The organism is Xanthocytophaga agilis (genome assembly GCF_030068605.1).
In the GTDB taxonomy this organism is placed as follows: Bacteria; Bacteroidota; Bacteroidia; order Cytophagales; family 172606-1; genus Xanthocytophaga; species Xanthocytophaga agilis.
Map to the genome: position 1 here is coordinate 343,167 of NZ_JASJOU010000008.1, position 19,769 is coordinate 362,935.

Consider the following 19,769-nt stretch of genomic DNA (forward strand, 5'->3'; position numbering starts at 1 on the left):
CAGTTAAGCTATTACTTTATATTAATGCATTTGAAAAAAACGTATCTATTCATTTCCATTCTGATTGTCTCTTTATCCTCACATGCTCAAGAATCTTTTCTTTTTGATAACCCATCCTTTGAAGGACCACCTAAAAGTGATTTACCTCCATCCGGATGGTCCAATTGTGGATCAAAAAGTACAGTAGATACCCAACCAAGTTTCTGGGGAGTAGAAACCAAACCCTCAGAAGGAAAAACATATATCAGCATGGTTTGCCGTGAAGATGGATCATCTGAAATGGCCTCCCAATATTTATATCACTCATTGGAAGCTAATATAGCCTATAGTTTTTCGGTTGATCTGGCGTACTCTTTTGGTTGGAGTGGAGATCCTCATTATCCTGCTTTATTCAGGGTATGGGGAGGAGATGCCCAATGTGAATCAAGAGAATTGCTCTGGCAATCCAGTCAGGCAATTGATCATCCTGAGTGGAGAAGATATACCATTCATTTGAATCCTCAACAAAGACACCAGAGACTGATATTTGAAACCTACTTTGCTAAAAACACTTTTTATTGGGGGCGTATCCTGGTAGATAATCTCTCACCTCTATACTTTGCAGATTTACTTCCTGAACGTATGTCGTTTTGTTATGGGGATTCTTTGGTAATTAACCCCGCACTAGAAGGTGATAGCTATCAATGGCAGGATGGCTACTCAGGTAAAGAGTACGTAGTCAGAAATGCGGGTATTTATACAGTAGAAATCATGAAGGACGGACAGATATTTAAAGATATCACCAATGTATATATTGAGGAATGTGCAGATAGATTCTATATACCCAATGTAATCACGCCTAATGAAGATAATAAGAACGATCAGTTTGAATTCAAAGGGATTGATACCATGAACTGGCATCTGGTTATAGTAAATCAGTGGGGGCAAAAGATATATGAAGACTTTGATTACAAACAAAATTGGAAAGCAGAAGGGACTCCTTCAGGTATTTACTATTATGTACTAGAAAAGTCAGGTTATAAACCATTGCGAGGCTGGCTTCAAGTAATCCATCAATAATTTTATGTTCAGTGGTTCATCCATATCAGATGCTAACTCGTCTCTTTAGCATTAAATTTCTATTCATTCTCCAAAAGATCAGTACTACATAGTAGTATTTTTCAATAGTTATGTAGTAGACCTAAAATTAAAAAAGTTGATGTCATATTTACTCTCAAAAAAATTATTAAAATAGAATACAACGGTTTAGCATAACATTAGTGAGTATATTCTTCCATTAGTTCCAACACAGACCAAATGGCTACTTCAAAAAATCTCCAATAAATCTTTCCCAACTTGGTATCGTATTGTGAATAAGGCCTTTCGCAATGCGCCACCTTTGTCTTAACAAAAACAAATAAACCCGTTAAGACAATGTTACACTCTATTACCTGGCCTAGCTACCTGATAACACTGCTGATTATTGCCGTTTGTTATTATCTCATTATTGGCATTCGCTTCTATTCTCAAGAAAGCATTCAATTCTTCACTGAACGGATAAAATCCCAAAAGTTAGTTGCTAGTTCCTCTCCTACCTATATTAATTCCTTGGATAGGCAAGATGAGGCTTCTCCGCCTGAATCCACTCAAATGGAATTATCCTTTGCAGACACAAGTGATGATCTGTTTGACCAAGTAGGGCAACTGATACACAAGCTAAAAGATACGATCAAAGAAGCAGCAACGAGCAATCCAGATAAGGTTCCACTTATTGATTCATTAACTGAAGTTCTTCGGGAATATAACCATCTGAAAAGCACTCAATTTCAGTCAGCTATCAGTGAGCTAATACAAAACGAATGTGAAGATCTTGGCTTTCCGACCTTCAGTGAAGATCAGATTCGGCAGTTGTGGGAATGAGGAACCGGAAAGCCACCTTTCCTCCTCCTTGCCTTCGAGTGAGGAGGTTGTGAAAGGAAAATAGGCAACATTTAAAAATCTTCTACTTATACATCAAAGACATGGCTCCCATCCTACTCGTTGTGCTGTAGAGCCGCGAAGTTGCTAACGGAGGTAATGGATGGCAGCCCTCTCCACCTTCCTGCTACTGGAGCAGGAAGGCTTGGGGAGAAAACCTTCTTTAAACTTTTATCAACCCTATAAATCCTTTTTCTATGAAAACCTATTTCACCTCCTTATCGCTGTTGAAAAGAAAAACAGTACGCTACAATCGCCTCTCTTTCAAACAAGTGGCAGCCTTTGGCATGACTGTATTGCTAACCATTATTCATTTCTCTGTAATGGCTCAGGATGGTCTTGCCGGAATTAATGAAGCCAATCAGCGGGTACGCAGTTATTTTGATGCAGGTACAAACCTGATGTATGCGATTGGAGCCATACTTGGTCTAATTGGCGCAGTGAAAGTTTACCAGAAGTGGAATTCAGGCGATCAGGACACAGGCAAAGTAGCAGCAGCCTGGTTTGGAAGTTGTGTCTTTCTTGTGGTAGTAGCGACAGTTATCAAGTCCTTCTTTGGTGTATAAGATAAGCAGTAACTTCTGCACCTAGCATAGATCCCAATCCATTTCAAAGTCAATTCTCTTCCTAATCTACCTCTTCTATAATCTACCCACTCATATGCTTGTGCAGGATGTATTGATTCCCAAACTCTGGCGATATATCTCGGAAAACAATCCAGATCTACTTGCTATTTTACAACAAGAAGGTACTACCACAACCTATTTTCTGGAAAAAGCAAGGATAGCCGAATCTCTTGCCAGGCAACTTCAGGCTCAATGCAAACCCACGTATTTTATTGAAGAGCAATGTTTGAATGCGATGACCAGCGATTTACGCCCTTCCCGCTTCAATTACCTGAAAGCTATTCTGGAAGAGGAATTTGAAAGTGATTACCAAAGGCTTTCAACTAGCAATCTTCTGACTTACGAAGTGATTAACCTGATTGAATTCTGTCAGCAGGTATTTGAAGAATTTGGTTTCAGTGAAGCAACTGAAGATAGTATTTCTCTCCGAAATGCCATTATTGGCAGCATCCAGATGTATTGGGATTCCACAAAATAACACATCTGCATAACAGAGTACAGCAGATTCCGCAAAGAAAAGCAAAGAGACGAGATAGACCCTGTGTTGTATGGCATATTCGCTTTCCCAAAAATTAACAGATAATATTGAAGCTATCCAAATTGCTTTAGATTGGAAACCAACCCAGACGCTTAGCTCTACGCAAATAGAAGTCTTGCAGCATTATTCAGGGTTTGGAGGCATCAAAGCTATGCTTTATCCTGCTGGTGAAAAAGAAGCCTGGCTTCGATTACATGCTACTTCAGAGGATATGCGGTTGTATGAATCGATGATGCAACTGCATACCATTCTTCAATCACATTTTAGCAAAGAAGAGTATAAGCAAGTAGTGCAATCATTGAAAAACAGTGTACTCACAGCTTTTTATACGCCCGCTATTGTCCCTCAAACACTCTATAGTGTTTTAAAAGAACAGGCCATTGTACCCAAACACATTTACGAACCTAGTAGCGGAGCTGGTATTTTCATTTCAGAAGCAATAAAAGTATTTCCTGATTTGGAACAAATTGTAGCTGTAGAGAAAGATCTTTTAACCAGTCAGGTCTTAAAAGCTTTACTGAGTCAATTACCGATACAATCTATTGTCCACAACAAAGGATTTGAAAATACTCCTTTGGAGGAAAAGGGAAAATATGATCTGATAGTCAGTAACATTCCATTTGGCAATTTCTCAGTGCATGATCCATCATTTTCAGATAAAGCACTGTCAGGCAGGATTCACAATTACTTCTTTGCCAAAGGACTTGAAAAAATCAGTGATGGTGGTCTGCTGGCCTATCTTACCACAGATAGTTTTCTAAATAGCCCTTCCAATCGGGCAGCACGGGAATATCTTTTCAAGCAAGCTGATTTCATTAGTGTGACTGTCATGCCGGATAATCTGATGAAAGAAACTGCCAATACAGAAGCTCCTTCACATTTACTTATCGTCCAGAAAAACGAGAACAAGCCCAATCTATCTACCAAAGAAGACTTTCTGCTTGAGACAGTTGAACAAGAGAATGAGTATGGACGCTTTTCTGTCAATGCCTATTTGCATCGGCATTCGGAAGTGATTGCAGCAAACCAAATTTCAGCTGGTACCAATCAGTATGGAAAAGCGAGTCAGAAGGTATGGCAACATGGCAATCTAAATGACATTGCTGGTGCACTAGCTGCAACCATTGCAGAAGGGCTTCAGAAACGATTTAATGCAGAACGTTTTCAGCAAAGCCAGTCCAGTTTAACACAACAAGATCATAAGTCCAAGCTTACCTTGTTACCTATTCCTGAAGGTCAAATAAGTACTTCAGGATTACAGCTGAGTTTGTTTGATACTAGTTCTGTAAAGGAAGTGAATCGGGCTCAATCCTATCTGACTTCTCAAGATCAGGATATTATTCAATCTGCTTCTGCTCGCATTGTTCAGAAAGTAACCACCAAAGCCAATCCGGAACATGAAAGCATTGTTCTGCTGACAGCCAAGTCTAAATCATCTAAGTTATATGTGTATAAGCTTTGCTCTAATGTAGCGGAGATTGAGTTTCCAACTGAATGGACAAATGCAACAAGTATCACCAGACAACTGGAAAAATTATCTCAAACACTCGCTCAATATGATCATGAGTATATATATCAGGGAGATACTTCTTTTCAGTTTAAGGAAAATAATGCTGCTACCACACTTTCAGAGCTACTGCATCCTATGCCTTTTTATCAGGAAGGGACATTGGTTGTGCAGCAAAATCAGGTAGGAATTGTAACATACAATGGTACTCCTTCTGGCAAGGCTTTGTTTATGTCTGTGTCTAGTCTGGATGCAAATCTGGCTTTTTACAAGCTCTATACTCAACTAAGAGATAGCTATCTGATGCTTTCTCAACAAGAAACATCCCAGAGACAGGAGTTTTCTGAGTTAAGACTACACTTACAGAAATCGTATCAACAGTTCACAGAAGCGTATGGCTTACTCAATCTGAGTGTCAACAAACAACGTATTTTCAAAGATGAGCCGTTTGGACAGAATATTATTTCTTCTCTGGAACGGAAAGAAGGGGAACATTTTGTTACATCTGATATTTTTCAAAAGCCTCTTTTTCCAACCAAAACAACTTTTCAAACTACTGATCCATTAGAAGCACTGACGTACTCTCTCAATGAAAAAGGAAAAGTAGATCTACCCATGATGCGTCAAATCACTCATTTGTCAGAAACTGATTTGATCCAAAGGCTTCAAAAACATATCTACCTGAATCCTCAACACAATAGCTGGGAGACAACCGATCAGTATCTATCCGGAAATGTCGTTGAGAAACTTCGTATTGCACAGCAAAAAAGCCAGCTAGAACCAGACAATGTGCAGTACCAACGAAGCCTAGAAGCTATTGCGCATGTGCAACCTGAAAAGATTCCCTTTGAGTTACTGGACTTTAACCTGGGTGAACGCTGGATACCAACTTCATACTATACACAGTTTGCCTCCAAACTATTTGACTATCCTGTAGGAGTCAGTTATTTTCCTTCACTGGATAGCTTTAAGGTAGAGGCCAAAGGGTATAATGCCAAAATCACACAGGAGTTTGTGGTTACGCCTAAAGGCGGGCGAACCATGTATGGCAACACACTACTGGAACACGCCCTGGAAAATACAACCCCTTTCTTTACCTATGAAGTAGAAGGAGCCGATGGCAAATCTATCCGAGTACCCGATAATGAAGCGATTCAACTGGCACATCAGAAAATAGAAACCATCCGCAATACCTTTGTTAGCTGGCTAAAAGAATTACCTGCCTCAGATAAGCAGCAACTGGAAACACTCTATAACCAGACATTCAACTGTTATGTACTCCGTGAATACAATGGCGATCATCTGACTTTTCCAGAACTGGATAAAACCAGATTGGGTATTGATGATTTATACTCTTCACAGAAAAATGCTGTATGGCGTATTCTACAAAACAGAGGGGCGTTGGTTGACCATGAAGTCGGTCTAGGTAAAACGCTGACCATGGTGGTAGCAGCTCATGAGATGAAACGATTGGGCATTGCACACAAACCCATGATTCTGGCACTGAAGGCCAATGTGAATCAGATTGCTGATACCTACCGAAAAGCCTATCCCAATGCAAGGATTCTAGCACCTGCAGAAACTGACTTTACACCCGATAAACGCAAGAGGCTTTTACATGAAATTAAAAATAATCACTGGGATTGCATCATTCTTACCCACGATCAGTTTGGTAAAATACCGCAGTCACCCCAGATTCAGCAAACCATATTTGAGACAGAACTTGCCAATGTAGAACGGGATCTGAAAACGCTCAAAGAGCTGGGTGGTGATATTTCTAAACGGATGCTCAAAGGACTAGAGATACGTAAAAACAACCTGGAAGATAAGCTCAAAACGCTAACCAGAGACATAGAATCTAAAAAGGATACAGGCATATACTTTCGGGAACTGGGTGTAGATCATCTGTTTGTAGATGAAGCGCATAAGTTCAAAAATCTCACCTTTACGACCCGTCATGACCGTGTAGCAGGTCTGGGTAATACGGAAGGGAGTCAGAAAGCACTCAATATGCTCTTTGCTGTGCGGGAATTACAATCTCAGTTTGATTCGGATTTGTGTGTTACGTTTCTGTCCGGTACACCTATTTCCAATAGCCTGACGGAAATGTATCTGATTTTCAAATACCTCCGTCCGAAAGAACTAGAGCGGCAAAGTATTGAAAATTTTGATGGGTGGGCAGCAGTCTTTGCTCGAAAAACAACAGACTTTGAATTCTCTGTTACCAATGAAATCATTGCCAAGGAACGCTTCCGCCATTTTATCAAAGTACCAGAGCTAGCCCTGTTTTACAATGAGATTACAGACTATAAAACAGCTAAACATATTGAACTGGCAAAACCTGAATTACAGGAAACGCTAATCAATATTCCTCCTACTCCAGCACAAAAGGAATTTACACAAAAACTCATGCAGTTTGCCAAAACAGGTGATGGTACGCTGATTGGTAGATCGCCACTTTCAAAACAAGAGGACAAAGGACGTATGCTTATAGCTACCAATTATGCCAAGAAGATGGCTGCAGATATGCGTCTGATTAATGAAAGTATATATGAAGACCATCCCAATCATAAAGTAAATGTCTGTGCCAGAAAGGTAGCCGAGCTATATCAACAAAGCACACCATACAAAGGCACACAAATTATATTCTCAGACATTGGCACACCAAAATCGGATTCATTCAACATCTATGATGCTTTAAAACAAAAGTTAATTACTGACTTTCAAATTCCTGCTCATCATATCAGCTTTATTCATGATTGGAGCGACAAACAAAAGCCAGAGCTTTTCCACAAGATGAATCAGGGAGAGATCCGGATTTTGATTGGAAGTACCGAAAAAGCCGGAACAGGGCTAAATGTTCAGGAAAGAGTGATTGCTTTGCATCATCTGGATATTCCCTGGAAGCCATCCGAACTAGAACAACGCAATGGTCGGGGAGCCAGACAGGGAAACTAGCTGGCAAGAGAACAGTATGGTAATAAGGTGCAATCTTTTGTCTATGCTGTTGAGCAGTCACTGGATAACTACAAGTTCAATCTGCTTAAAAACAAGCAGACCTTCATTAGCCAGATGAAAAACTGTGAACTGAATGTTCGAACCATTGATGAGGGAGCTGTAGATGAAAAAAGCGGGATGAATTTTTCAGAATACATCGCCATCCTTTCAGGTGATACATCACTACTTGAAAAGTCCAAACTGGAAAAGAAGATAGCCGTTCTGGAAAGTCTGAAAGTAGCTCACTACCGCGAACAATCCAAAGCGAAAACCAAGCTGAACACTCTTATACAGGAAAAGTCTGTTACAATTAAAATTCTAAATCAGTTAAAGGAAGATGCAAGTTGGTATCATAGCCAACTTCGGTATGAAAAAGAGGGAACAAAAGCAAATCCCATTCAACTGACAGGGTTAACTTCTAATAATACAGAAGCAATTGGAAAATATCTTATCCGGTTACACAATACCTGGAATCAGGAGCAAACAAGCAAAATTGGAACGCTCTATGGATTTGATCTTTATATCAAACGAGACAGAGAAGATCAATGGGATACAAATCAGCTTGTAGAAAGCTATAAAAATAGTTTTTATGCTCGACGGCCAGGAAGTGAGATTCTGTATACGTTTAATCAGGGTCAGCCTAATAAAGATAATCCCAAACTGGCAGCCCGTTATTTTCTGAATGCGATAGATCGGGTTGATTCTCTTCAGGCAAAGTATCAAAAGGATTTAGAAGAACTAAAAGCCAATCAAACTATACTTACAGAGCTCACTTGCAAATCCTTTGATAAGGAGGCAGACCTTATTCAACTGAAAAATGATCTGGCAAGAATCGAACGAGAAATTACCCTAAAGATCCAACACAACCAGCTTACACAAACTGAGCAGAAGACTATCTCTGCAACAGAGAAGAATACCCAATCTGTTTCTCCAAGTATCTGCCAGTATGTTACTCAGCCTTTGCTGAAAGTGATTACTCGTTATACAAAGGCTACTACTAAATCTGATATCTGTAAACCTTCGCCTATTGTCAAACGCCACCTGAGAGCTAAACTTTAACTACGTACTTCTATGACTAACAGTGTCTATACGATCAACAAAGGCATTAATAAAAGCATTGAATTCAAAGGCCTCAAAGCTCAATACATCTGGTATCTGGGAGCAGGTGTTGTAGGCTTACTGGTTCTATATGCCATATTCTATTTTATAGGCTTAAACACATTTATCAGTCTGGGTATCATTCTAACTTTAGGTGCAAGTATAACGCTTCAGATTTATAAGCTCAGCAATACCTATGGTGAATATGGTCTGATGAAAAAGATTGCCAGACGACAAATTCCTAAGGTTATCAAATCCTATAATCGGGACATATTCCTTCGAATAAAAATCAAAACACAGTAAGTAGGAAATCCTAAAGATTACCACTCTCAATCATACTACTTTATAACTCCTTTCAACTATGTATCAAGATGGAAAAAGTGCTGCAGGATATATTTCCCATTATGGGCATTGAACATGACTGTTTATTGTCAAAACAAGGTGATGTCACACTGGTATTTCAGGCAGAACTTCCTGAAATATTTACTCTCTCGAACCAGGAGTATGAAGCATTTCATCAGATCTGGATTAAAGCCATTAAGGTATTGCCACGTTTTTCTGTATTTCACAAACAAGACTGGTTTTTAGAAACACAGTACAAACCTGACTTTACTCAAGCTGACAATAGCTTTCTATCCCATAGTAGTGAACGTTTTTTTAATGAACGTCCCTTTCTGGAACACCAATGTTATATCATGCTAACAAAAAAGCCTTCAGGTAGAAAAACTAGCAGTTCTCTATTTTCCAATCTGATTCGCAGTTCGATTGTTCCACAAGAAGTGTTAAAGCCTCAAATGCTTCAGGACTTTCTAGATAACGCAGGGCAGTTTAAACGGATTCTGGAAGATAGTGGCTTTGTTAAACTGAAACGCCTGACAGAACAAGAGTTAGTAAGTCAACAAAGTAAAATGGGCTTAGTAGAACGGTATTGCTATTTGTCTACCCAAACAAGCTCACCGCTTTACAAGGACATTCATTTTGAAGAAGGTATCCAGGTTGGAGATCAACATTGTCAGGTATATACTCTTGCAGAAGCAGAGGATCTACCTGCCTTGTGTGGTTCACGAATTAATTATGATCGGTATTCTACAGATAAAACTAAATTCTCTGTAGGGTTTGCTTCTACGCTGGGTCAGCTTTTACCCTGTAATCATATTTACAACCAATACATCTTTATAGAGGATTCACAGAAAACCATCCAGAAGTTAGAGTCCAAACGGTTACGCTTACAATCTCTTTCGGCCTACTCCCGTGAGAATATGCTTGCGCGTGATGCGACCAATGCCTTCTTAAATGAAGCAATCAGTGAACAACGTCTACCTGTAAAGGCTCACTTTAACCTTTTGGTTTGGACAGATAGTAAATCCAAACTAAAGGATCTGAAGAATATGGTTTCTTCTGCACTTGCTCAAATGGATGCAGTCGCTAAACAGGAAACGGTAGGCGCTCCACAAATCTTCTGGGCAGGCATGCCAGGTAACGAAGCTGACTTTCCAAGCAATGATACCTTTGACACCTTTGCCGAACAGGCTGCCTGCTTTCTTAATCTGGAAACAGGGTATCGGTCATCTTTGAGTCCTGTAGGTATTCGGTTAGGAGATCGGTTAACAGGAAAGCCTGTACATGTAGATATCAGTGACGAACCAGTCAAACAAGGTATCTGTACTAATCGCAACAAATTCATCCTTGGTCCTTCAGGAAGTGGTAAGTCATTCTTTACCAATCATATGGTACGGAGTTACTACGAACAGGGAACCCATATTGTACTGGTAGACGTAGGTCATAGTTACAAAGGGTTATGCGACATGGTAAAGGGATACTACTTTACCTATGATGAAAAGAATCCTATTCGGTTTAATCCCTTCTTTATTGGTGAGGAAGACAAACTGGACACAGAGAAAAAAGAGAGTATAAAAACCCTGCTATTAGCGCTCTGGAAGAAGGACAATGAAACATTCAATCGCTCTGAGTATGTAGCCTTATCTAATGCCTTGCAACTCTATTATGAGAAACTAGAGAATACTCCTACCCTATTTGCGTGCTTTAATAGCTTCTATGAATTCTTGCGGGATGAGTTTGTGATAATACTCAGCAATGACAAAGTAAAAGAGAAGGATTTTGATGTCGACAACTTTCTGTATGTACTCCGCCCCTATTATCAGGGAGGTGAGTTTGATTACTTGTTGAATGCTACTGAAAACCTGCATATGCTCACTGAACGGTTCATAGTTTTTGAACTAGATAATATCAAAGATCATCCTATTCTGTTTCCGGTTGTAACAATCATTATCATGGAAGTCTTTATTTCCAAAATGCGCAAGCTGAAAGGTATCCGCAAAATGATTCTGATTGAAGAAGCCTGGAAAGCAATCGCCAGAGAAGGGATGGCAGAATATATCAAATACCTGTTCAAGACGGTACGTAAATTTTATGGAGAAGCGATTGTTGTCACGCAGGAAGTTGAGGATATTATTAGTTCACCAGTAGTCAAACAAGCCATCATCAATAATAGTGATTGCAAGATTCTACTGGATCAGAGCAAATACCAAAATAAGTTCGATCAGATACAAGAACTATTGGGATTGACAGAAAAAGAAAAGGCACTGGTTTTATCTGTCAATAAAGCCAATGATCCAACCCGAAAATACAAGGAGGTTTTTATCTCGCTGGGAGGTATGGTTTCAAAAGTCTACCGCACAGAGGTCTCTCCGGAAGAATACTTTGCCTATACTACCGAAGAAACCGAAAAGATGAAAGTTCTTCAGTACGCCCGCAAATACGGAAGTATACAAAAAGGCATTGCCGCTCTGGTCAATGATATAAAAACAAAAGCCTAAAAAGGAATCACAAATGTAAATCGTACAGAAATGAAGAAAGCATGTATTCTAATCACTCTGATAATGGGTTTATTTCTGGCACCCATTCAACAGACAAAGGCACTAGGCATTGCTGCCATTATTAAAGCAGCCGTTGTGAAAGTAATCAAAGCTGTCGATCTAAAAATCCAGCGACAGCAGAATAAAGTCATCTGGTTGCAGAATGCTCAGAAGACACTGGAAAATACCATGTCTAAACTTAAACTGGATCAGATCTCGGATTGGATAGAAAAACAGCGTAGCATCTACAAACAGTATTACGATGAACTGGCACAAGTCAAAGCTCTTATCACCTACTACCAGCGAATCAAAGACATAAGCCAAAAACAAATACGCCTGGTCAATGAGTATAAACGAGCCTGGCGGTTATTTCAACAGGATAAACATTTCTCTCCTGACGAACTGAATTATATGTCTAAGGTCTATACAGGTATTCTGGAAGAAAGTGCAAACAACATGGATCAGATTCTGCTAATCACTCAATCACTGACTACTAAAATGACCGATGCACAACGCCTCAAAATCATCCATGCAGCAGCTGACCAGGTAGAAACCAACTATTATGATCTGGTCGAATTCAATACCCAGAATCAGATGCTCAGTTTACAACGATCCAAAGGCCAGCAGGATATTGAAGCAACCCGCAAACTCTATGGTTTACATTAGTTTAAGATCCTGTTATCTTCTACAACCAACTATATGAAAAAACTAGGCATACTAATCGGATTCTTTTCTGTCTTCACAGCTACGGCCTATTCTCAGAATGTTAAAGAATGGCTTCAACAGAAAAAGACTCAGAAAGAATATTTGCTCAAACAAATAGCTGCCTTACAGGTCTATATCAAGTTTCTAAAAAAGGGATATTCTATTGCCAAAGATGGTCTTACGTTTATTGGAGACATCAAAGACAAAGAGGTCTCTTTACACAAAAATTACTTTCAGAGCCTGGACGATGTTAATCCTGCGGTTCAAAACTATGGCAAAGTATCTGCCATACTCCAGTTGCATGTAGTCATTAAAGAAACTTGTAAAAAGGATAATAAGGAGATTAAATCCAGTCAGGTATTGACCGCTGATGAAATAAGTTATATCCAGCGGGTATATGAGAGATTGCTATCTGAATGTCAGCAGACAATAGATAACCTGTCTGCACTAACAACCAGTAATATACTTTCTATGAATGATGCAAATCGGCTAAAGCGAATTGATGAGTTATATATCCAGATGCAGGATCACTATACTTTCCTCAAACACTTCCATAGTGAAACAATGGTTCTTGTTACTTCTCGCATCCGGTCGCAAAAAGATATACAAACCAGTCACACGTTGAATGGAGCTTCGACACAATAGAAAACGGAATACAACTATGAAAAAGCTATGTATACTTCTGATTCTTTTCCTTGCTACTACAACCACTAAAGTACAGGCGCAGGAACAGGAGATTCAACAACTACTCTTGAATATAGGAAAGCTTGCCCAATTCAAGCAAATCCTGAAAGATCTGAAAAAAGGGTATGAGATTATTTACAAAGGTTATACGACTATCAAAGGTATATCTGAAGGCAACTTCAAGCTACATCAGGTGTTTTTGGATGGTTTATGGCAGGTTAGTCCAGAAGTGAAGAAATACAAAAGGGTAAAAGATATTATTAACTACCAGTTTCTACTGGTAAAGGAATACAAACTTGCTTACAACCGATTTCGAAAGGATGACAATTTCACACCGGAAGAAATCAATTATCTGGGATCTGTATACGAACAACTCTTCAAACAAAGCCTTACCCATCTGGATGAATTAACCGTTGTAGTTACAGCCAATAAATTACGCATGAGTGATGAAGAACGCCTCGGGGCTATTGACCAGATCTTTTCACATATGCAGGATAAGCTTCTTTTTCTTCGAGAGTTCAATAAAAGTACAACTCTTCTGGCTATTCAACGGGCACACCAACGCAATAACAATCAAACATTAGAAAATCTATACGGCATAGCCCAATAGCTTAATCTACTACTTATGAAAACCTGGAAACAAATCACGTTACCCGTGATCATAGGACTGCTTTTGCCTCAGCTATGCTGGTCGCAAACAACAGCCCAGCAGATGAATGGCTTACAGCCCATACTGGAACAATTGTATAACGAGATGATACCTCTATGCAGCAAGCTTATCAGTGTTGCCCAAGGGATCGCAGGATTTGCAGCACTCTTCTACATTGCAGCTCGGGTATGGAGACATATGGCCACTGCCGAACCGATTGACTTTTACCCACTCTTACGTCCTTTTGCACTGGGCTTCTGTATTGCGCTCTTTCCATCTGTATTGGATGTGGTCAATGGAGTACTCAAACCTACTGTTACAGCAACTAGTTCTATGGTTAAAGGCTCTAATCAATCCATTGCGTTACTACTAAGGCAAAAAGAGGCAGCTATCAAACAGACCAATACCTGGCAGATGTATGTGGGTCAGTCAGGCAATGGCGATAGAGATCGCTGGTACAAGTATACGCATGAAGGCAGTGATCCATCTACTGAAGGTACATTGGAAAGCTTAGGCAATGATATCAAGTTTGCCATGGCCAAAGCCTCTTATAGTTTTCGTAATTCCATCAAAGAATGGATGAGTCAGGTACTGGAACTCATATTCGAAGCAGCAGCTCTATGTCTGAACACGCTTCGTACCTTTCAACTCATTGTACTAGCGATTTTGGGGCCACTTGTATTTGGGATAGCTGTTTTTGATGGCTTTACACATACACTCACTGTTTGGCTGGCTCGGTACATTAATATCTATCTCTGGCTACCCGTTGCCAATATTTTCGGTAGCATCATTGGCAAAATCCAAGAGCAGATGCTCAAACTGGATATCAATCAGATCCATATAGGTGGTGATACATTCTTTAGTCCTACCGATACAGCCTATTTGATCTTTCTGATCATTGGTATAGTTGGCTACTTTACTGTTCCTTCTGTTGCCAGTTATATCGTCCATGCAGGAGGAGGCAATGCACTCGTGCAGAAAGTGACTACTCTTTTTGGTCACTCTTCGCGTGGAGTAGTTAATACAGCAGCATCTGGTGTCGGGATGGTTAGAGATGCGATGGGTGGCTCCTCTTCTCAGATGTCTCAGAGTATGGAAAGCCACCATTCTGCATCCCCCTATTTCAAAGATAAACCCGAACCTTCTTCCAACTATATGGAAGGCAAGCTCAAAGGAAACGCCTGATACACTCTTACAACCTATTTCAATTCTATGTTTACAAAAATCAAACACATTGATACGGCCTTTCAGTATGTCCGTGGTTTTACACTTCTGGTTATTCTGGCCTGTCTGCTTATTGTCTGTTTTGCCTTATACAAGAGTTATCAGCTTGTCAAAACTATGCAAAGCAGGATTTATATTTTAGCGGATGGTAAAGTCCTGGAAGCCTATGCTTCTGACAGAAAGGATAACATCCCAGTGGAAGCCAAAGACCATATACGCAGCTTTCATCAACTTTTCTTTACGCTTGATCCGGATGATAAAGTTATTGAAAGCAGTATTACCAAAGCACTCTATCTGGCTGATGGTTCTGTCAAACGGGAATACGACAACCTGAAAGAAAATGGCTATTACTCAGGTCTGATTTCCGGAAACATCAGTCAGAAGATTACTATCGATAGTATAGTAGTAGAGCTTGAGCAGCATCCATATCCCTTTCATTGTTACGCTACTCAACGGTTAATACGAGCAACCAGTACAGTCCATCGCAGCCTGGTCACCCAAGGCTTTTTACGAAACGTTGCCCGCAGTGATAATAACCCACACGGATTTCTGATTGAACGGTGGAAAACAATGGAAAATAATGACATCAAAGTTGAAAATCACTGACAGTGTCCAATCTGCTTATTTAATTCTATAATCCTTTAACCTAGTAACACTATGAAAACTACACATCCATCTTCTCATCTTTTACAGCAACGCAAATTCCTAACTGTATTACCCTTGCTGGTCTTTCCTTTTCTGACACTATTATTCTGGTCGTTGGGAGGAGGTAAAGCTGATACCCTTCAAAAAGAAGCGGATTCCTTTGGATTCAATATGCAGTTACCAGAGCCAGCTTTACTAGCCAATTCTGCTCTGGATAAAATGAGCTATTACAATCAGGCACAGACAGATTCTATCAAACGGTTAAAACAGATCCAAAACGATCCCTATTACAAGCCTGATATCAATAGTCATACATCTATACCTACTTCAGAATTGTTGTCTCCTTCTATTCAGGGATCTTTCAAACAGCAACCCATGAAAACAAACACTGGCCCCACTTCTAGTGAGGCAAAAGTGTATGAGAAGATAAATCAGCTCAATGCTGTATTGGCAAAAGATGCGTCTACACCTATGACGGATAGTAAAGAATATCAAAGCAGTCTTTCTTCCAATCCGACTCTACCGTCTGCCGTTACGAATAAAGCAGATATTGAAAAACTGGAAAAAATGATGCAAACAGTCAGTGAGCCAACAGAGGAAGATCCGGAAATGACGCAAATCAATGGAATGCTGGAAAAGATTCTGGATATTCAACATCCCGAACGAATGCAGGAAAAAATCAAACAGGTTTCTGAGCAAAAGACCAATCAGGTATTTGCGGTTTCTGCGTCAATGGATACAAATCCAGTTTCACTCCTAAGTGGAGTTGTACCAAACCAGCAAGTAACCTCTAGGTCTAATAATGGATTTTACGCTCTTAATCCAGATCCACTAACGGAGCAACCAACAGCCTCAGCTACTCTTTCAGGAGCTATTGAAGCTGTCATGGCGCAGAGTCAGCAACTCACCAATGGCTCAACAGTAAAACTTCGGCTTACCCACCCAATTTATATCAATGGCATTTGTATTCCTAAAGATCAATATCTCTACGGCATAGCTTCTCTGAATGGAGAAAGGCTGGAAGTAAGTATCAAGAGCCTTCGATACCAAAACATTCTTTTCCCAATTGAATTATCGGTTTATGACACAGATGGACTCAAAGGTATTTACGTGCCAGGAGCCATTACCCGAGATGTAGCCAAACAGTCCACCAATCAAATGCTGCAAGGCATCAACCTCAATACAATGGATATCTCCTTGGGTGCACAAGCAACCAGTGCAGGTATTGAAGCGGCTAAGAACCTATTAAGTCGCAAAGCCAAGCTTATTAAAGTCACTGTGAAAGCAGGCTATCGGCTTTTCCTACATGATGAAAAGCAAGGACAATAACTAAACACACTACTTTCAAAACGAACAATTATGAAAACTATTCAACTGGCTATCATTAGCCTATTACTAATCAGTAGTAAAGGATTGGGTCAATCTACCTCTCCTACTATTCTGCCTTCCTATCCACTCTCTGTTACACATCAAAAAACAACCACACTGATTTTTCCTTATGCGATTAAAAGTGTGGATCGGGGCAGTCAGGATATTCTGGCACAAAAAGCAAGTGGTGTTGAAAATGTACTCTGGATTAAAGCAGCTCAAAAACAGATAGAACAAACCAATCTGACTGTTATTACAACAGATGGAAATGTCTACTCTTATCTTGTTAACTATGCGTCCAATCCAACCGTTCTTACCCTTTCTTATTCGGCTTCCAATCAGTTATCAGAGAAGGTTCATTTTTCTGAAATGCACCCTAACCAATCCCAGCTAAAAGCAACCTGTCAACAGATTCTGGCTAGGAGAAAACTATTTCGCAGAAAGAAAGATAGTCACTTTGGCATCAGTCTTCACCTGGAAGGAATCTATATTCAGGATGAGGTGCTCTATTATCGTATCCGACTACACAATCAGACTGCCATAAATTACACAATCGATCAACTCCGTTTTAGCATCCACGATAAAAAGCAGGCAAAACGAACAGCTACACAAGAGCAAGAGTTATCTCCGATTTATATCTATTCAGCGGCTGACTCTACAGAGACCATCAAAGCTCACTCTCAACAAACCTGGGTGGTTGCGTTAGACAAATTCACCATTCCTGATCAGAAATATGTATTGATTGAGACCAACGAGAAAAATGGCGGAAAGCATCTACACCTTCAGATAAAAAACAGAACGTTAGTAAAGGCTATCCCTATAGGCAACTAAAGCAGATCCTCTAACAAATAGCACTCTAGCATTAGAGGGAAATAAGCAGTCTAACAACATATGTATACCTAAGTATTTCAACTCCCAGACATTTACTACTATGCAAACAGAACATGTCTCAAACCGTGTAGAAGCCGATTTGAATCAGTGGAAGCAGAAAGAAGAACGGTTTAGTCAACTATTTTCTTTCAATGTAACCAGCAATCGGGATTTCTTAAAAGAGAAACTCCAATACTACAATCGTATTGCAGCCAAATATAAAAACTCTGATAATCCGGAAGAAAAACTGGCTATCCGCATTCTCAAGCAAGAGCAGAATCGTATAGAAAAGCAGCTCTATCCAAATCTGTGGCTGCGTTTATTACGAAAACTGAATGTCGAACCTATCCAGCAAAAATACATTGCCCAGAAAGAAGAGAAACAGATAGTTCAAAATACAGAAGCCCTAAAAAATCTGATTCACAAAGCAGGCTTTGGTCAGGTGACTTCACAACTAGAAGAAAGTATCAAACAGGGTTTACCCGAATTTAAAATCCCTGTGTCTTATTATGTCAGTGAAAAAGAGCGAATGAACTTTCAACTAACCTTTCATAAGGATAAGAATGGACAGTATCAATTTGAGAATTACCAGGCTATACTTCAATCTGACAATAAGTCTGTACAAAATCGCCAACAAACATTCCGACCAGACAATACAACTTCCATTACAGCTAATCAAGCATATAATCTCTTATCAGGTAGAGCACTTCAGGTTGAAGCCTCCCAACTAGAGGCCAAACAAGGCAAATGGGTACAGCTTGATTTTACAGACAAGGATGCGATGGGTAATTATCGAATGAAAGAGTTTCGTGCAGATTATGGCTATGATTTAAAGCAGGTACTGAAAGAGTTACCTCTGGAACAAAAGCAAAATCAGCAGCTAATGGATAAGCTATTCAAAGAGCTAGTAAATGGAAATCGGCAAATGGTTTTTCTACATAAAGGTAATCTGGAACAGAAGTATTTCATTGAAGCCAATCCTCAACAGAAGTCTATTACCCTATACGATGCCCAGATGAAAAAAGTAAGTCTGAGTTCTGTGCTGGAACAAAAAAATGAGAAGCGAGAAACACAGGCAGCTCAAATAGCCAAAACGATCCAGTTACAACCTGGAAAAGCTAAGAGAAATGGGCTCTCACTTGGTTAATGCCTACAAGGGATGGATGCACTAGAACCATTATCTGCCTTTTTTACAGCTATCGAAAAAGATCCGCGAATTAGTATTACCCATATTGGGATTTATGCAGCTCTGCTTCAGTTCTGGAAAATAAACCACTATACAAATCCTATCCAGGTATTCAGCTACCAGATTATGGATATAGCCAAAATCTCCGCTCCGGCAACCTACCACAAATGCATCCGGGACCTGAGCACATTTGGCTATATCCACTATGCACCCTCTTTCAAACGGAATCAGGGTAGTAAAGTGTATTTCTTACTTTAAAGCACCGCATATCAGTCATCAACTCATTTCAATATGTAATTGGTCGGCTGCATACTATTTTTCAGAGGAATGAGAATCAAAGATGCTATAAATCTTCACTGGTCAGATGTATATAAGTATCATATAGCCTATTATCCAAGCAAAACCGTGCGTTTTAAGAAGAAAATAGTCGTTCCGATAACAGAACCCCTCAAAAAGATTTTGGCTCAGTATAAAGCAATAGAGAAGGAAACAGACGGGTTTGTAACCATGACAAATAAGCGATACCCCCTTATTCTACAACCGGGCCAGACAAAACCAGAAGCCGAACAAATGTTACATGACAAAAGGGTTTCCATTTACAATAAGTAGCTGAAAACCCTTTCAAGAAAATTGGGATGGGATATTAAGCTTTCAACACATTCGGTCAGACATAGCTTTGTGAACTTTATCTATGAACAAACTGGTGATATTTATCAGGCTAGGCAAGCTGCCGATCACAGTAGTGTAGATATTACTGAGGAATACGTTGAAGATCTGAGCGCAAACAAAGTTTCTCAGATAATGAAAAACTTATTTAATTAAGAGATCTTCCCCGTTCAT

General features: G+C 39.7%; 18 protein-coding genes. All 18 read left to right on the plus strand.

Translation table 11 applies throughout. The annotated features are described in order from the left end of the window. Positions 1-30 precede the first annotated feature (30 nt). The 18 genes from QNI22_RS22965 (at position 31) to QNI22_RS23050 (ending at position 19,538) form a co-directional block, all read left to right on the plus strand. Positions 31-1,059: a T9SS type B sorting domain-containing protein gene (locus QNI22_RS22965; RefSeq protein WP_314514188.1), complete on the plus strand. Its 1,029-nt coding sequence runs from the start codon at positions 31-33 to the stop codon at positions 1,057-1,059. 354 nt (positions 1,060-1,413) lie between these two features. Then, entirely contained in the window at positions 1,414-1,899 is a 486-nt protein-coding gene (locus QNI22_RS22970; RefSeq protein ID WP_314514189.1) for a hypothetical protein, read from the plus strand. A gap of 344 nt (positions 1,900-2,243) precedes the next feature. Then, positions 2,244-2,522 carry a DUF4134 domain-containing protein gene (locus QNI22_RS22975; RefSeq protein WP_314514234.1) on the plus strand — a complete coding sequence of 93 codons (279 nt, stop codon included), beginning with the start codon at positions 2,244-2,246 and terminating at the stop codon, positions 2,520-2,522. A gap of 94 nt (positions 2,523-2,616) precedes the next feature. Then, complete coding sequence (locus QNI22_RS22980; protein WP_313996161.1) at positions 2,617-3,060, plus strand: DUF1896 family protein; 444 nt, start codon at positions 2,617-2,619, stop codon at positions 3,058-3,060. 70 nt (positions 3,061-3,130) lie between these two features. After that, positions 3,131-7,585: a helicase-related protein gene (locus QNI22_RS22985; protein WP_314514191.1), complete on the plus strand. Its 4,455-nt coding sequence runs from the start codon at positions 3,131-3,133 to the stop codon at positions 7,583-7,585. Between the two features lie 27 nt (positions 7,586-7,612). Then, positions 7,613-8,683, plus strand: a complete 1,071-nt coding sequence (locus QNI22_RS22990; RefSeq protein ID WP_314514193.1) for a hypothetical protein — start codon at positions 7,613-7,615, stop codon at positions 8,681-8,683. Positions 8,684-8,695: 12 nt separating this feature from the next. Continuing rightward, positions 8,696-9,025 (plus strand): DUF4133 domain-containing protein, encoded by a 330-nt coding sequence (locus tag QNI22_RS22995; protein WP_314514195.1) that lies wholly within the window; start codon positions 8,696-8,698, stop codon positions 9,023-9,025. A gap of 68 nt (positions 9,026-9,093) precedes the next feature. Beyond that, positions 9,094-11,559 (plus strand): TraG family conjugative transposon ATPase, encoded by a 2,466-nt coding sequence (locus QNI22_RS23000; RefSeq protein ID WP_314514196.1) that lies wholly within the window; start codon positions 9,094-9,096, stop codon positions 11,557-11,559. A gap of 30 nt (positions 11,560-11,589) precedes the next feature. Continuing rightward, complete coding sequence (locus tag QNI22_RS23005; RefSeq protein ID WP_314514197.1) at positions 11,590-12,264, plus strand: conjugal transfer protein TraI; 675 nt, start codon at positions 11,590-11,592, stop codon at positions 12,262-12,264. Between the two features lie 33 nt (positions 12,265-12,297). Continuing rightward, complete coding sequence (locus QNI22_RS23010) at positions 12,298-12,948, plus strand: hypothetical protein (protein ID WP_314514198.1); 651 nt, start codon at positions 12,298-12,300, stop codon at positions 12,946-12,948. 16 nt (positions 12,949-12,964) lie between these two features. After that, the gene (locus tag QNI22_RS23015) at positions 12,965-13,597 is read left to right on the plus strand and encodes a TerB family tellurite resistance protein (protein ID WP_314514199.1); all 633 of its coding nucleotides are present in this window, start codon (positions 12,965-12,967) and stop codon (positions 13,595-13,597) included. Between the two features lie 15 nt (positions 13,598-13,612). Next, positions 13,613-14,821, plus strand: coding sequence for a conjugative transposon protein TraJ (traJ, locus tag QNI22_RS23020; protein ID WP_314514200.1), 1,209 nt, complete (start codon positions 13,613-13,615; stop codon positions 14,819-14,821). Between the two features lie 27 nt (positions 14,822-14,848). Then, the gene (gene traK, locus QNI22_RS23025; protein WP_314514201.1) at positions 14,849-15,466 is read left to right on the plus strand and encodes a conjugative transposon protein TraK; all 618 of its coding nucleotides are present in this window, start codon (positions 14,849-14,851) and stop codon (positions 15,464-15,466) included. A gap of 51 nt (positions 15,467-15,517) precedes the next feature. Continuing rightward, positions 15,518-16,834 carry a conjugative transposon protein TraM gene (gene traM, locus QNI22_RS23030; RefSeq protein ID WP_314514202.1) on the plus strand — a complete coding sequence of 439 codons (1,317 nt, stop codon included), beginning with the start codon at positions 15,518-15,520 and terminating at the stop codon, positions 16,832-16,834. Between the two features lie 30 nt (positions 16,835-16,864). Next, positions 16,865-17,704, plus strand: a complete 840-nt coding sequence (gene traN, locus QNI22_RS23035) for a conjugative transposon protein TraN (protein ID WP_314514203.1) — start codon at positions 16,865-16,867, stop codon at positions 17,702-17,704. Positions 17,705-17,804: 100 nt separating this feature from the next. Next, positions 17,805-18,890, plus strand: a complete 1,086-nt coding sequence (locus QNI22_RS23040) for a hypothetical protein (protein WP_314514204.1) — start codon at positions 17,805-17,807, stop codon at positions 18,888-18,890. A 12-nt stretch (positions 18,891-18,902) separates the two neighbouring features. Further along, complete coding sequence (locus QNI22_RS23045) at positions 18,903-19,187, plus strand: hypothetical protein (protein ID WP_314514205.1); 285 nt, start codon at positions 18,903-18,905, stop codon at positions 19,185-19,187. Between the two features lie 69 nt (positions 19,188-19,256). After that, positions 19,257-19,538 (plus strand): hypothetical protein, encoded by a 282-nt coding sequence (locus tag QNI22_RS23050; RefSeq protein WP_314514206.1) that lies wholly within the window; start codon positions 19,257-19,259, stop codon positions 19,536-19,538. Positions 19,539-19,769 lie beyond the last annotated feature (231 nt).